Source organism: Sagittula sp. (assembly GCF_052825245.1).
The window spans coordinates 1-13,718 of sequence record NZ_JBRBWD010000058.1 but is presented as its reverse complement, the minus strand read 5'-3'; the positions used below and the strand labels follow the sequence as shown (position 1 = coordinate 13,718).

Here is a 13,718-nt window from a genome sequence, read left to right as displayed (position 1 = left end):
CGTTCACTTGGTGATGGACAGTTCGCGCGGGGCGCCGGTGAGCGCACCGGATTTCGACGACGACAGGATCAGGACGATCAGCGTCAGCACGAAGGGCGCGGCGTAGGAGAGGTAGTAGCCCGAGGTGATGCCGATGGACTGCAGCGCCGGACCAAGCGCGCCGGCCGCACCGAAGAGGAGCGCCGCGAAGAAGCACCAGACCGGCGACCAGCGGGCGAAGATCACCAGCGCCACGGCGATCAGGCCCTGCCCCGAGGAGATGCCCTCGTTCCACGAGCCGGGGTAGAAGAGCGACAGGTACGCCCCGCCGATGCCCGCCAGCGCGCCACCGAAGGCGGTGGCAAGGATGCGGACCTTCGACGGGCTGATGCCCAGGGCACGCGCCGCGTCGGAGCTGTCGCCCACCACGCGCAGCGTCAGGCCGATGCGGGTCTTCTTCAGCATCCAGGCCAGCGCTACGGCCAGCACGGCGCCGACGATGAACAGCACGTTGACCTTGAGCGCCGCCTGCACCTGCGGCAGGTCGGACCACCAGCCGAGGTTGATCGCCGGCAGGTCCGGCGCGACCGGCTGGATGAAGGGCTTGCCGAAGAAGAACGCGAGCCCGGTGCCCAGCAGCATGAGCGCGATGCCGATGGCGATGTCGTTGACCTTTGGCAGGGAGCACAGGAGCCCGTGGATCAGGCCGAAGGCCGCCCCGGCCAGCGCCGCCGCCAGCACCCCCGCCCAGGCAGACCCGGTGAGGTAGGCCAGCGCGTAGCCCGCCATGGCGCCGAAGACGAGCGTGCCTTCGAGCCCGAGGTTGATGCGGCCCGACCGCTCGGTGATGACCTCGCCCAGCGAGACGAAGAGGTACGGGGTCGACACGCGGATCGCGCCGCCCAGCATCGCGAGGGGCACGGCCCAGAGCCCGATGTCGCCGTTCATGTCCGGTCTCCTTTCGCGATCCAGCCGATCAGGTTGATGCGGCCGGTGAAGGTCTCCGACGCGAGGATGGCGACAAAGACGAAGCCCTGAAGGACGAGCATGGTGGCGTCGGGCAGGTCCATGCGGCGCTGCACGAGACCGGAGGACGCCTCGAACCCGGCGAGCAGCAGGGCCACGGGAACGATGGCCAGCGGGTTGTGACGGGCGAGGAAGGCCACGAGGATGCCGGTGTAGCCGTACCCGGCGGCGAGCGAGGCATTGGCCGATCCGTGCACCGCGGAGACCTCGAAGTAGCCCGCAAGCCCCGCGAAGGCGCCGCCGAGCGCGGTGAAGCCGATCACCAGCTTGCCCACCGGAAGGCCCTGCACCTGCGCGGCGCGGACGTTGCCCCCGGCGATGCGGGCGGAGAAGCCCAGCGTGGTGCGTTCGATCAGCACCCAGGCGAGGATGCAGCAGATCACCGCGACGGCGAGGCCCCAGTGCACGCTCCACCCCGGCAGGTCGCCGACCCTCAGGGTGTCGGCCAGGGGCGCGGTGGAGGGCTTGTTGAGCGAAGCGGGATCGCGCAGCGGCCCTTCGACGAGGTGGTTCATCAGGGCGATGGCGATGTAGGCCATGAGGAGCGAGGCGATGGTTTCATTGACGCCGCGCCACTGGCGCAGGGCACCGACGATGCCGATCCAGACCCCGCCCGCCACCGCCGCCATGAGCGCGAGGATGGGCATGGCGATGAGCGCGGGCCAGCCCGCGAAGGTCGCCGCAAGGCCGCCGGTCATCACGCCGCCCAGCACGATGGCCCCCTCCCCGCCGATCACCACCAGTCCGAGCCGCGCCGGGATGGCGACAGAGAGCGCCGCGAACAGAAGCGGGGCGGCCCGCGACAGGGTGTTGGTCCAGGAGAAGGCCGTGCCGAAGCCCGCCTTGTAGACAAGCTGGTAGAACTCCACCGGGTTCTTGCCCAGAAGCAGCAGGAACAGCCCGAAGGCCGCGAACCCGGTCAGCAGCGCCGCGACCGGCAGGATCAGCCCCTCGGCCCGCCCCGCCAGCGGCACCAGCCAGGCCCGCGTGTCGCGGACCGGGCCGGTCATCTCCGCCCCGAGCGACATCTTACGAGGTCGACCCGATGACGCCCTCGACGAGGTAGTTCATCGATTCCAGCGCCACGTCGGTCTCTTCGTAGGAGGTGCCCGCGGCGGCGATCTCGTTGCCGGTGTTGTCCTTCAGCGGGCCGCTGATGACGGCGAAACCGCCGGACATGATCTTTGCGTGCGTGTCCTCGAACTGGGCGCGCGCGGCGTCCGACACGGCTGGCCCCAGCGGCGACATCTTGATGAAGCCCTCGGCCAGGCCGCCCCGGACGAAGTTGTCGATGGGTTCGCCCGCCATCGTCTTCTGCACCATGTCGGTGTAGACGGTCGCCCAGTTCCATTCCGCGCCGGTCAGGTATTTCTCGGGCGCGAGTTCCGACTGGTTGGCGTGGTAGCCGCAGATGAAGCAGTCGCGCGCGGCGGCCGTTTCCATCACCACCTTCGGGCCGTCAACGTGGCAGGTGATGACATCCGCGCCCGCGTCGGCCAGCGCGTTGGTCGCCTCTGCCTCCTTCACGGCCATCGACCATTCGCCGGTAAAGATGACCTGGCAGGTGATCTCCGGATCGACGGAGCGGGCCCCCAGCAGGAAGGAGTTGATGTTGAGCAGCACCTGCGGGATCGGCTTGGCCGCGACGAAACCGATCTTCTTGGTCTTCGTCGCGTGGCCTGCGGCGATGCCGTTCAGGTACTGGCCCATGCCGATGTAGCCGAAGTAGGAGCCGGTGTTCTCGGGCATCCCCTCGGACCAGAGGCCGCCGCAATGCTCGAACCGCACGTCGGGGTAGTTCGGCGCGACGGTCAGGATGTGCGGGTTGAAGTAGCCGAAGGACGTGGGGAACAGCAGTGTCGCGCCGTCGAAGTTGATCATCGACTCCATGGTCTGCTGCACGTCCTGCGTTTCGGCGACGTTCTCCTCTTCGATGACGGTGACGCCTTCCATGCCCTTGATTACGGCGGCGGCCTCGGCGTGGGCCTGGTTGTAGCCGTAGTCGTCGCGGGGACCCACGTAGATGAAGCCGACGGTCAGGCCGCCCGCCGCGCGCGCAGGGGCCGCAAAGCCGCCGAGGGCCGCCGCCCCGGCCATGCCGGCGGTGGTCGACAGGAAGCGGCGCCGTGTCAGGAAACTGGTCATTCTTCATCCCTCTCTGCTGTGGCCCCCGCGATTCCGGGGGCACGTTGACGCAGAGGTTAAGCTATGCTGCGATGCTGTCTGCTGCTAAGTTCGCTCCATTGCGATGCAGAAAACGCAGCGGTCACCATGAAACACCTCGAAACGCTCGACTTCATCGAAGCGATCAGCCGGGCCGGGTCGATCCGGGGCGCGGCGGAGTCGCTTTCGATCACCTCCACCGCGCTCAACCGGCGTCTGCTGTCGCTCGAGGAGGAACTGGGCGCGCCGGTCTTCGAACGGCTGCCGCGCGGCGTGCGGCTGTCCACCGCCGGGGAGCTGCTGATCCAGCACGTCAGGAACCAGCGCGCCGACCTCGAACGCCTGCGCTCGCAGATCTCGGACCTGAAGGGAGAGCGGCGCGGCCATGTGAAGGTGGCGTGCAGCCAGGCGCTCTTGCCCTACTTCATGCCGCGCGAGATCAACAACTACCGGGCGGAGCATCCGCTGGTCACCTTCGAGGTCAACCTGCGCGACCGCTACCGCGCCGAACGGGCGCTGATCACGCATGAGGCCGACATCGCGCTGGTATTCGAACCCGTGCGCCTTTCCGACGTGCAGGTGCTGGCAACCGCGCCGCAGCCGGTGCATGCGGTCATGTCGCACGAACACCCGCTGGCGGCGAAGAAGGTGATCCGGCTGTCGGACCTGTCGGACTTCCCCGTGGGGATGCCCAGCGAGGAGTTCGGCGTGCGCTACCTGCTGGACATCGCGATGCGGAGGTCCTCCGTGCAGATCGTCCCGGGGATCGAGTCCGACAGTTTCGAGTTCCTGCGCTGCTATCCCGGGCCGGAGCTGATGGTGACCTTCCAGATCCCCATCGGTCTGCCCATGGACGATTCAGGGCCGGTGGTGTCCCGGCCCATCGACACGCGCGATGTGCCGGCCGGGGTGCTCTACCTCGCGCAGATGCGGCAGCGGACTCTGCCGGTGGCGGCGGCGAACTTCGCCCGGCAACTGGCGCAGGCGCTGGACGTCGCAAGCGGCAGGGGCGGGCACGCCTGACGCCCCGGCCAAGGGCGGGCAACGCGGTGGCCGGGTGCCGCCCTGCAAAATCTGCGGGCGGGCGCGATTTCCGCGACGGAGATACATTCTGAAATCGTTATATGACTGTCACAAACGCAGATGAATGGATCCCGACATGAAACGCATGGCTCTCGCCCTCGCCCTTCTCGCAACGCCCGGGCTGGCGCAGCAAGGCACGCCCGGGGCGCATTTCTTCCAGAACTGGGACCTCGACGGCGACGGCAAGGTGACCGTGGCCGAAGCCGAGACGCGCCGCGGCGATGTCTTCCTCTCCTTCGATGCCGACGAGGACGGGTTTCTGGACGCCGATGAATACGTGCTCTTCGACGAGGCCCGTGCAACCGACATGGCGGCCCAAAGCGCGCAGGATCGCGGGCCGATGATGCGCGCGGCGGATGGCATGAAGCTGACGCGGAACGACACGGACGGGGACGGCAAGGTCAGCCGCGAGGAGTTCGTCGCCGGAGCCGCCGGCTGGGTCGCGCAGATGGACAGCGACGGAGACGGCGCGGTGACGTTGGCCGATTTCGGACCGGGCCGCGCGGGGCGCATGGGCCAGGGGCAAGGCACGCGCCTTGGCATGGCGCAGGGCATGGGTCACGGGATGGGACAAGGTATGGGTCAGGGCATGGGCCACGCCATGCCGAAAGGTCCTGGAACCAACTGACCCGGCCCACGAAACGCAAAGTAGGGTGGAGTTAACTCCACCCTACCTCATGTCACGCCAGCGGTGCGGTCCGGGGTCAGCCCCGCAGCACGCCGCCCGTGGCCTTGGTCACCTTCTCGACGATCCGGGCCGCCACGGCCTCGATGTCCTTCTCTTTCAGCGTCGCGTCGGTCGGCTGAAGGCGCACGGTGATGGCGAGGGACTTCTTGCTCTCCCCCAGCGACCCGCCGATGAACTCGTCGAACACGCGCACGTCGGAGATCAGCGCCTTGTCGGCCCCCTGGGCGGCATTGACCAGGGTCAGCGCCTCCACGTCGCGGTCGACGACGAAGGCGAAGTCGCGCTCCACCGCCTGCAGGTCGTTCAGCGCCAGCGCCGGACGGGTCGCCCCGGCCTTGCGCGGCAGCGGCACCTCGGCGGGGTAGAGCGTGAAGGCCACAGCGGGCCCCTTCACATCCATCGCCGACAGCACGCGCGGGTGCAGCTCGCCGAAGACGCCCAGCACCTTCTTCGGGCCGAGGCAAAGCTTGCCGTGACGGCCCGGATGCCACCAGCCTTCGGCGCCGCGCAGGATCTGCACCTTCGCGGGCGCGCCCATGGCCGCCAGCACCGCCTCCGCATCCGCCTTGGCGTCATAGACGTCCACCGGGCGCGAGGCGCCGTGAACGTCCTTCGGCCCGGTCCGCCCGACCAGCAGGCCGGAGACCATCAGCGCCTGCTCTCCCGGCTCGCCGCCGTGGAAGGCATGGCCGACCTCGAACAGCGCCATCTCGGCAAAGCCGCGTGCCTGGTTGCGGGCAGCCGCGCGCAGCAGCCCCGGCAGAAGCTGCGGGCGCATGTGGCTCATGTCGCTGCTGATCGGGTTGGCCAGCATCGTCGCATCGCCGCCGCCGCCAAACAGCGCCGCGGCCTCCGAGTCGATGAAGCTGTAGGTCACGCACTCGTTGTAGCCGAGCGCGGCCGCCGTGCGCCGCGCCAGTTGCTCGCGCTTCTGAAGGGCCGAGAGGATCGGCCTCTGGACGCCCGGCGCCTTGCGCAGCGGCTTGCCCTTGAGCTTCGTCAGGGAGGCGACGCGGGCCACCTCCTCCACAAGGTCGGCCTCGCCCAGCACATCCGGGCGCCACGACGGCACATGCGCCATGTTGCCCTCCATGCGGAAGCCCAGACGGGTCAGGGTCTGGCGCTGCTCGCTTTCCGGGATCTCCATCCCGACGAGCGAGACGACGCGCGCCGGGTCCAGCCGGTACGCCCGCGCGGTGTCCGGCACGCGGCCCGCGACCACCACCTCGGACGGCTCGCCGCCGCAAAGGTCGAGGATCATCTGCGTCGCATCCTCGATGGCCTGCATGTTGTAGGCCGGGTCGATGCCGCGCTCGTTGCGGTAGCGGGCGTCGGAGTTGATCTTCAGCGCGCGGCCGGTGTGGGCGATCTGGATGCGGTCCCAGACGGCGGCCTCGAGGAAGACGTTCACCGTGTCCTGCGTGCAGCCGGTCGACAGCCCGCCCATGATGCCGCCGATGGATTCGACGCCCGCCGCGTCGGAAATCACCACCTGCCCGGAGCCGAAGCTGTAGGTCTTCTCGTCGAGCCCCACCAGCGTCTCGCCCCCCTCGGTGCGGTGGATGCGCAGCGCGCCGCCCTGCACCTTGTCCGCGTCGAAGACATGCAGCGGGCGGTTGCGGTCATGGGTGAAGAAGTTGGTCACATCCACCAGCTTCGAGATCGGACGCAGGCCGATGGCGCGCAGGCGGTCCTGCAGCCATTTCGGCGAAGGCCCGTTCTGCACGCCGCGGATCAGCCGCCCGGCAAAGATCGCGCAGCCGTCGGTGGCGGCATCCGCGTCGATGGTGACGGAGACCGGACAGGGATACTGGCCCGGGACATGCGCTTCCTTCAGCGGTTTCAGCGTGCCGAGGCCGCGCGCCGCCAGGTCGCGGGCGATGCCGTGCACCCCAAGGGCGTCCTGCCGGTTCGGCGTGATCGCGATCTCGATCATCGGGTCGACCTTCGCCGGGTCGTTCTGCGCCAGCCAGTCGGTGAACTTCTGGCCGACCTCGCCGGAGGGCAGCTCGATGATGCCCGTGTGCTCGTCCGACAGCTCCAGCTCCCGCTCGGAGGCCATCATGCCGTGGCTCTCGACGCCGCGGATGTTGCCGACCGAGAGCGTCGTGTCGATGCCGGGCACGTAGTCGCCCGGTTTCGCCAGCACGACGGTGATCCCCTCACGCGCGTTCGGCGCGCCGCAGACGATCTGCTTCTCGCCCTCGTCGGTCATCACCCGGCAGACGCGCAGACGGTCGGCGTCCGGGTGCTGCTCGGCGTGGACCACCTTGGCGAGGGTAAAGGCCTTCAGCCGGGACGCGGGATCGACGACCTCCTCGACCTCCAGCCCGAGATCGGTCAGCGTCTCCGCGATCTCATCGACAGAGGCGGTGGTGTCGAGATGCTCTTTCAGCCAGGAGAGGGTGAATTTCATGTGCCGGGCCCCGATCAGAAAATACGTCCGGCCTCCCTTACCGCAGCCCCGATGGGAGGGGAAGGGCGACCCTGTGCTTCTCTGCTTTGCAAATACTCACAGCAACGTACGCCACAGGCGATACCGCCCCCGGAAGGGCGGTACCCGTTGCCGGGTCGCGCTGTCAGGCCACATCCTGCGGGTACACCGCGGGATTGCCTTTCAGGTCAGCGCGACAGCCCACCGTGCAAAGTCGGCACGTCGAGGCTCGCAAAACCGTAGTGGCGCAGCCAGCGCAGGTCGCTGTCGAAGAAGGCGCGGAGGTCGGGGATGCCGTATTTCAGCATCGCGATCCGGTCGATCCCCATGCCGAAGGCAAAGCCCTGCCATTCGTCCGGGTCCACGCCGCCGGAGCGCAGGACGTGCGGGTGCACCATGCCGGAGCCCAGCACCTCCAGCCAGCCGTCGCCCTGCCCGATCTTGAGCTGGCCGTCTTCCCAAGAACACTGGATGTCGACCTCGGCCGAGGGTTCGGTGAAGGGGAAGTGCGAGGCGCGGAAGCGGGTCTTGATGCCGTCGATCTCGAAGAAGGCGGAGAAGAACTCCTCCAGCACCCACTTGAGGTTCGCCATGGAGATGTCGCGGTCGATGGCAAGGCCCTCGATCTGGTGGAACATCGGCGTGTGGGTCTGGTCGTAGTCGGCACGGTAGACGCGGCCCGGCGCGATGATGCGGCAGGGCGCGCCGTGCTTTTCCATGTGACGGATCTGCACCGGCGAGGTGTGGGTGCGCAGCACGTGCGGCGGGCGATTGTCGCCCTCCTCGCGGTGCATGTAGAACGTGTCCATCTCGGCCCGCGCGGGGTGGTGTCCGGGGATGTTCAGCGCGTCGAAGTTGTACCAGTCGGTGTCGATCTGCGGCCCCTCGGCCACGGCAAAGCCCATGTCGGCGAAGATCGCCGTGATCTCTTCCGTCACCTGGCTGATCGGGTGGATCGATCCCTGACGCTGCGGGCGGACCGGCAGCGTCACGTCGAGCCATTCGGTCTTCAGCCGTTCGTCCAGCGCCGCATCGGCCAGCGCGGCCTTCTTCGCGGCCAGCGCCGTGTTGATCTCGTCCTTCAGCGCGTTCAGCGCCGGACCGGCGGTCTGACGCTCTTCGGGGGACATCTTGCCCAGCTCGCGCATCTTCAGGCTGATCTCGCCCTTCTTGCCGACGGCGGCGACGCGGAGGTCCTCGAGCGTGCCCTCGTCGGAGGCGTTCGAGATGAGGTCGAGATACTTGTTTCTCAGATCGTCCATGTCAGGGCTCCCGCGTGTGCGCGTGCTGAGTAGCGAGGGACGCCGGGGGAAACAAGGCCGGAGCGCCATGGCGTGGCCGGGAAACGTGTTCCCGCTGCCAAGAAACGGCCTCGTGTTGCCCGAACGGGACGACTTGAAGCGCGGGGATTTCGTGTCAGGTTCCCCGGCGAGGGAGGATCGCGATGCGACTTGTCGGACTTTTGATATGCCTTGCGCTGGCGGCCTGCGGGCGCTCGGTGCCGCCCGGCGCGCGGATCGTCGTCGCAGGCGATTCGGTGATGGCGTGGAACCGCAACAGCGGCGGATCGGTGGCGGACAACATGTCTGCCCTCCTGCGGGAGCCGGTGGGCGACGTGGCGACCTCGCTCGCCCGGGTGACGGAGGGTGTGGGGCCGCTGAGCATCCCCTCGCAGGTGGCGCGGCTGTCGGCGGAATGGGTCATCCTCGACGGCGGCGCCAACGACCTGCGCGAGGAATGCGGCTGTACCCGCTGCGATACTGTTCTGGACGAGCTGGTGTCGGAGGACGGACGCTCCGGCGCGGTGCCCCGGCTGGTTGCCGGGCTGCGCGGCAGAGGCAGCAGGGTGATCTGGGCGGATTACTACACCGCGCCGCGCTATGCCGGCACGATCTGCGTCGGGCCCTACCTCGAATACGAGGCGCGGCTGATGCGGATGGCGGCGCGCGACGAAGGCGTTGTGCTGGTCGACCTTGCGGCGGTCATGCCGTCGTCGGACCTGTCGCTGTTCGCGTGGGACAAGATCCACCCGTCGCCGACCGGCTCCGCCCGGATCGCGAGGCTGCTGGCCGATACGCTGCAGGCCGAGCGGGCGAAGCGCGGCGGCGGACGCTGACGGCCGCCCGGGCGCGGCGCACAAAGCAAAACGGCCGCCGGGGATCCGACGGCCGTTCGTGTTCAACACATCAGGGCGGGCAGCTTACGCGGCCAGCGCACCTTTCGCCTGCTCGACGATCGCCGCGAAGGCGTCCGGCTCGTGCACGGCGAGGTCGGCCAGCACCTTGCGGTCCACCTCGATGCCGGCCTTCGACAGGCCGTTGATGAAGCGCGAATAGGTCAGCGTCTCGTCGTTCAGGCGAACGGCGGCGTTGATCCGCTGGATCCACAGCGCGCGGAACTGGCGCTTGCGGTTCTTGCGGTCGCGGGTTGCGTACTGGTTCGCCTTGTCAACCGCCTGTGCCGCCACCTTGAAGGTGTTCTTGCGGCGGCCATAGTAACCTTTGGCCTGGTTGGTGATCTTCTTGTGGCGCGCGTGTGTGACGGTACCGCCTTTGACTCGGGGCATATCTGATCCTCCTGGCTAGCGGTTATCGATCGTAGGGCATGTAGCCCTTGACGATCTTGGCGTCGGGGGCCGACAGCGTGGTCGTGCCGCGCGCGTCGCGGATGAATTTCTTGTGGCGCTTGATCATGCCGTGGCGCTTGCCGGCCTGGCCAGCGATGACCTTTCCGGTCGCGCTCACCTTGAAGCGCTTCTTGGCGCTCGACTTGGTCTTCATCTTGGGCATTTCGGTTCCTCTTCAAAGAGCGCCCTCGCTTACGCTCGGGCCGCCGTTGTTGACGCGACTCGGCATGCCAAAGAAGGCCGGCCGCGCGGTTGAAGGGCGCCCTATAGAGGGCCGGGGGGAATTTGGCAAGGGGGTCCGCGCCTTGTGCGCGGGCGGCCGGGCTAGCCGATCATCTGTCCGATCACGCCGTAGAGGATGTCGGGCACCTCGTCGAGCCGGAAGCCGCCCTCCTGCCTGCGCCAGGCCCATGTGCCCAGTGCGCAGCCGGCGAACAGCAGGATCGTGCCCGCGAAGGGTTTCCGGCGGTCTGCCCATGCCGAGATCAGCGCCGGCAGCGCAAGCACCACGAGCAGCATGCCCATCACGAGCGCGGTCTTGGGATCGAGGGTCATGGGTGCCTCCGGCTGTCAGGGCCAGAGTGCGTCACCGGCGCGCGCGGGTCAAATGCGGCGCCGGATGACATTCGGGCAAGGATGGGCCACGGGGCCGGGGCGCGCAGGACACGCGCCACGGTTGCCGGATCACTCCGGATCGGTGGAATAGATCAACCGCTCGTTACATGGCGCGACGCGCAGGATGTTGGTCGTGCCCGAGGTGTTAAACGGCACACCGGCGGTCACGACGATCTGGTCGTCCTCTGTCGCGTAGCCATGCGCGCGGGCGGCGCGGGCGGCGTTGACCACGGCCTGCTTGAAGCGCTCCAGCTCGCCGGTCATGACGCACTGCGTGCCCCAGTTCAGGGACAGGCGGCGCGCGGTGCCGCGGCGGTTGGTCAGCGCGATGATCGGCACGCGGGGCCGTTCGCGTGCCACCAGACCTGCGGTGTTGCCGGAAGAGGTGAAGCAGCAGATCGCCTTGATGTCGGTCGTCTCCGCGATCTCGCGGGCGGCGGCCACGATGCCGTCGGCCACGGTCTTGCGGTCGGCGTGACGCGAGGCCTCGATGATGTCGCGGTAGGTCGGGTCGCTTTCGACCGACACGGCGACGTTGTTCATCGTCATCACCGCCTCGATCGGGTACTGGCCCGCCGCGGATTCCGCCGAGAGCATGATCGCGTCGGTGCCTTCGTAGATCGCGCCGGAGACGTCCGAGACCTCTGCCCTTGTGGGCATCGGCGATTCGATCATCGACTCGAGCATCTGCGTGGCAACGATCACCGGGCGCGCCTTGGCCCGGCATTTCCGCACGAGGCGCTTCTGGATCGGCGGGACGGAGTGGACGGGCAGTTCGACGCCGAGGTCGCCGCGCGCCACCATGATTCCGTCCGACACCTCGAGGATCGCGTCGAAGTCGTTCACGGCAGAGGGCTTCTCGATCTTGGCGATCAGCGCGGCGCGGCCGTTGGCGAGGTCGCGCGCTTCCTGCACGTCGCGGGCGCGCTGCACGAAGGACAGCGCCAGCCACTCGATCCCAAGCGAGCAGACGAATTCCAGGTCGCGCTTGTCCTTCTCCGACAGGGCGGCCAGCGGCAGCACCACGTCGGGGACGTTCACGCCCTTGCGGTTGGAGATCGTTCCGCCCGCCTCGACGATGCAGTTGGCGTGGTCGCTGGTGCAGTCGGCGACCTTGAGACGGACCTTGCCGTCGTTGACCAGCAGGTGCGCGCCGGGTTCCAGTGCCTCGAAGATTTCCGGGTGCGGAAGCTGCACGCGCTTCGAATCGCCCGGCGTGTCGTCGAGGTCGAGGCGGAACTCCTGCCCCCACTCCAGCTCTTCGGAGCCATTGGCGAATTCACCGACGCGCAGTTTCGGTCCCTGAAGGTCGGCGAGGATGGCGATGGGGCTGTCGAGGTCCTGCTCCACCTTGCGGATGATGCGGTGACGCTCCTCGATTTCCTCGTGGGTGCCGTGGGACATGTTGAGGCGGAACACGTCTGCGCCCGCCTCGTGCAGGGCCCTGATCATCTCGTAGGTCGAGGATGCGGGGCCGAGCGTGGCCACGATCTTGACGTTGCGGTCGCGTTTCATGGCGGTAGACCTTTCCTTGTCGTCCTGTCCCGTACGGTTCAATCGGCGCCCTTGCGGGGTCTGCCGTCGTGGTGGTGCCGACCCTGCCATGGCCGCATGCGGATACCCGAACGGGTTACCGCTAACACGCCTGCTTTATCGCCTAACTGCCGGGCTTGTGCAACGAGATGTCGCACATTTTCATTCCCCGCAAGGGCCTCTATGTGTAGCGGGCCGGAGGTTACCGAACCATGACATACGCGCCATTCACGATGGAAGGGGCAGAGCGCCAGAGCCGTTTCCTCATCACCTGCGATCACGCCACCAACCTCGTGCCGCCGGACCTTGGCGGGACGCTGGGCCTGCCGGAGGAGGATATGGCGCGGCACATCGCCTACGACGTGGGTGCTGCGGGTGTGTCGCGGGCGCTTGCGGCGGAACTGGACGCGCCGGTCGTCATGGCGAACTTCTCGCGGCTGGTGATCGACCCGAACCGCGGCGCCGACGATCCGACCCTGCTGATGAAGCTTTACGACGGGACGATCATCCCCGGGAACCGCCACGCCGATGCCGCCGAGAAGGCGCGCCGGATCGCCGCCTACTGGCAGCCCTACCACGACGCGCTGGAGGGGCTGGCCGCGCGGCGGGACGACACGGTGATCGTGGCGATCCATTCCTTCACGCCGCGGCTGCGCGGGCGGCGGCCCCGGCCGTGGCACGTGGGCATCCTGCACGCCTGGGACGCGCGCCTGTCCGATCCGCTGATCGCGCGGCTGGAGGCGGAGCCGGACCTCGTGGTGGGCCGCAACGAGCCCTACCCCGGCCACCTGCCCGGCGACGCCATCGACCTGCACGCACTGCGGTGCGGGCGGCCGAACACGCTGATCGAGATCCGCCACGACCTGATCCGCGACGAGGCGGCGCAGGTTCTGTGGGGCAAGCGGCTGGCACCTATGCTGGTGTCGGCGCTGGAAAAGGTATCAGACTAGGGGCCGCCGCGTGGCGGCCCGTCTTCAAGACGAGCGACCAGAGGAGAGACGACATGGATGACGCAACCCGGACCGAACTGGAAGCGGCGGCCTTCCGTCGCCTGCGCAAGCACCTGATGGAGGACCGTCAGGACGTGCAGAACATCGACCTGATGAACCTCGCGGGCTTCTGCCGCAACTGCCTGAGCCGCTGGTACATGGAAGCCGCGCAGGAGCGCGGAATGGACATGGACCAGGCCGAGGCGCGGGAGGTGTTCTACGGGATGCCCTACGCCGAGTGGAAGGCGCAGAACCAGACGGAGGCCGACGCAGGCAAGCAGGCCGCCTTCGAGAAGGCGTTCAAGGAGAACGTCACAGACAAGGGCTGATCCCTGCGGTGATCGGGAGGCGGAGAATCTCCGCCCTGCATCCCGGTCTGCCCGTGGCTCCGCTACCCGCGCCGACACGGGGTGATCGCCGTGCGGCGGCCGTGTCGGCGCGACGCCCCCGTAGGGTGGGGCTTTGCGCCACCCTACCCCAGGGCCGTCTGGAACGCCGGGCGGTCGCGCAGGCGGTCGAGGTAGTCGGCGAAGGCCTGCGGCGGATCGGGAAAATTCGCCGACCGTGCCCAGCCGCCGCAAT

14 protein-coding genes are annotated in these 13,718 nt (G+C 68.2%); 5 read left to right on the top strand and 9 right to left on the bottom strand.

The genetic code is table 11. The annotated features are described in order from the left end of the window. Positions 1 to 3: 3 nt before the first annotated feature. Genes ACU0DV_RS23360 through ACU0DV_RS23350 form a run of 3 tightly spaced genes read right to left on the bottom strand, consistent with a single transcriptional unit; the run spans position 4 to position 3,150 of the window. Positions 4 to 927 carry an ABC transporter permease gene (locus ACU0DV_RS23360; protein WP_446242747.1) on the bottom strand — a complete coding sequence of 308 codons (924 nt, stop codon included), beginning with the start codon at positions 925 to 927 and terminating at the stop codon, positions 4 to 6. Continuing rightward, complete coding sequence (locus tag ACU0DV_RS23355; protein WP_446242746.1) at positions 924 to 2,015, bottom strand: ABC transporter permease; 1,092 nt, start codon at positions 2,013 to 2,015, stop codon at positions 924 to 926. The genes ACU0DV_RS23360 and ACU0DV_RS23355 overlap by 4 nt, the downstream gene beginning before the upstream one ends. 19 nt (positions 2,016 to 2,034) lie before the next feature. Next, the gene (locus tag ACU0DV_RS23350) at positions 2,035 to 3,150 is read right to left on the bottom strand and encodes a BMP family ABC transporter substrate-binding protein (protein WP_100929201.1); all 1,116 of its coding nucleotides are present in this window, start codon (positions 3,148 to 3,150) and stop codon (positions 2,035 to 2,037) included. Between the two features lie 126 nt (positions 3,151 to 3,276). Between ACU0DV_RS23350 and ACU0DV_RS23345 the strand changes: the two genes are divergently transcribed. Beyond that, positions 3,277 to 4,191, top strand: coding sequence for a LysR family transcriptional regulator (locus ACU0DV_RS23345; protein ID WP_100930961.1), 915 nt, complete (start codon positions 3,277 to 3,279; stop codon positions 4,189 to 4,191). 136 nt (positions 4,192 to 4,327) lie between these two features. Then, a complete protein-coding gene (locus tag ACU0DV_RS23340) occupies positions 4,328 to 4,879 on the top strand; it encodes an EF-hand domain-containing protein (protein WP_446242745.1) in 552 nt (183 codons plus the stop codon). 76 nt (positions 4,880 to 4,955) lie between these two features. Here ACU0DV_RS23340 and pheT read toward each other — a convergent pair whose 3' ends face one another. After that, on the bottom strand, positions 4,956 to 7,355 hold the full coding sequence (pheT, locus tag ACU0DV_RS23335; RefSeq protein WP_446242744.1) for a phenylalanine--tRNA ligase subunit beta: 2,400 nt from the start codon (positions 7,353 to 7,355) through the stop codon (positions 4,956 to 4,958). Between the two features lie 206 nt (positions 7,356 to 7,561). Continuing rightward, positions 7,562 to 8,635: a phenylalanine--tRNA ligase subunit alpha gene (gene pheS, locus ACU0DV_RS23330; protein ID WP_100929199.1), complete on the bottom strand. Its 1,074-nt coding sequence runs from the start codon at positions 8,633 to 8,635 to the stop codon at positions 7,562 to 7,564. 182 nt (positions 8,636 to 8,817) lie between these two features. Here pheS and ACU0DV_RS23325 point away from each other — a divergent pair, with 182 nt between their 5' ends. Then, the gene (locus ACU0DV_RS23325) at positions 8,818 to 9,489 is read left to right on the top strand and encodes an SGNH/GDSL hydrolase family protein (protein ID WP_446242743.1); all 672 of its coding nucleotides are present in this window, start codon (positions 8,818 to 8,820) and stop codon (positions 9,487 to 9,489) included. Between the two features lie 84 nt (positions 9,490 to 9,573). On the opposite strand, the gene rplT is transcribed toward ACU0DV_RS23325, so the two are convergent. From rplT to pyk, 4 genes are all read right to left on the bottom strand, one after another. After that, positions 9,574 to 9,939, bottom strand: a complete 366-nt coding sequence (gene rplT, locus ACU0DV_RS23320; protein ID WP_005855131.1) for a 50S ribosomal protein L20 — start codon at positions 9,937 to 9,939, stop codon at positions 9,574 to 9,576. A gap of 22 nt (positions 9,940 to 9,961) precedes the next feature. After that, positions 9,962 to 10,162, bottom strand: a complete 201-nt coding sequence (gene rpmI, locus ACU0DV_RS23315) for a 50S ribosomal protein L35 (RefSeq protein WP_005855129.1) — start codon at positions 10,160 to 10,162, stop codon at positions 9,962 to 9,964. A 161-nt stretch (positions 10,163 to 10,323) separates the two neighbouring features. Beyond that, positions 10,324 to 10,554 (bottom strand): hypothetical protein, encoded by a 231-nt coding sequence (locus tag ACU0DV_RS23310; protein ID WP_100929198.1) that lies wholly within the window; start codon positions 10,552 to 10,554, stop codon positions 10,324 to 10,326. A gap of 129 nt (positions 10,555 to 10,683) precedes the next feature. Beyond that, a complete protein-coding gene (pyk, locus tag ACU0DV_RS23305) occupies positions 10,684 to 12,129 on the bottom strand; it encodes a pyruvate kinase (RefSeq protein ID WP_446242742.1) in 1,446 nt (481 codons plus the stop codon). Positions 12,130 to 12,359: 230 nt separating this feature from the next. Here pyk and ACU0DV_RS23300 point away from each other — a divergent pair, with 230 nt between their 5' ends. Continuing rightward, positions 12,360 to 13,097: an N-formylglutamate amidohydrolase gene (locus tag ACU0DV_RS23300; protein ID WP_100929196.1), complete on the top strand. Its 738-nt coding sequence runs from the start codon at positions 12,360 to 12,362 to the stop codon at positions 13,095 to 13,097. A 53-nt stretch (positions 13,098 to 13,150) separates the two neighbouring features. Continuing rightward, positions 13,151 to 13,465, top strand: a complete 315-nt coding sequence (locus ACU0DV_RS23295; protein WP_283981240.1) for a DUF1244 domain-containing protein — start codon at positions 13,151 to 13,153, stop codon at positions 13,463 to 13,465. Positions 13,466 to 13,718 lie beyond the last annotated feature (253 nt).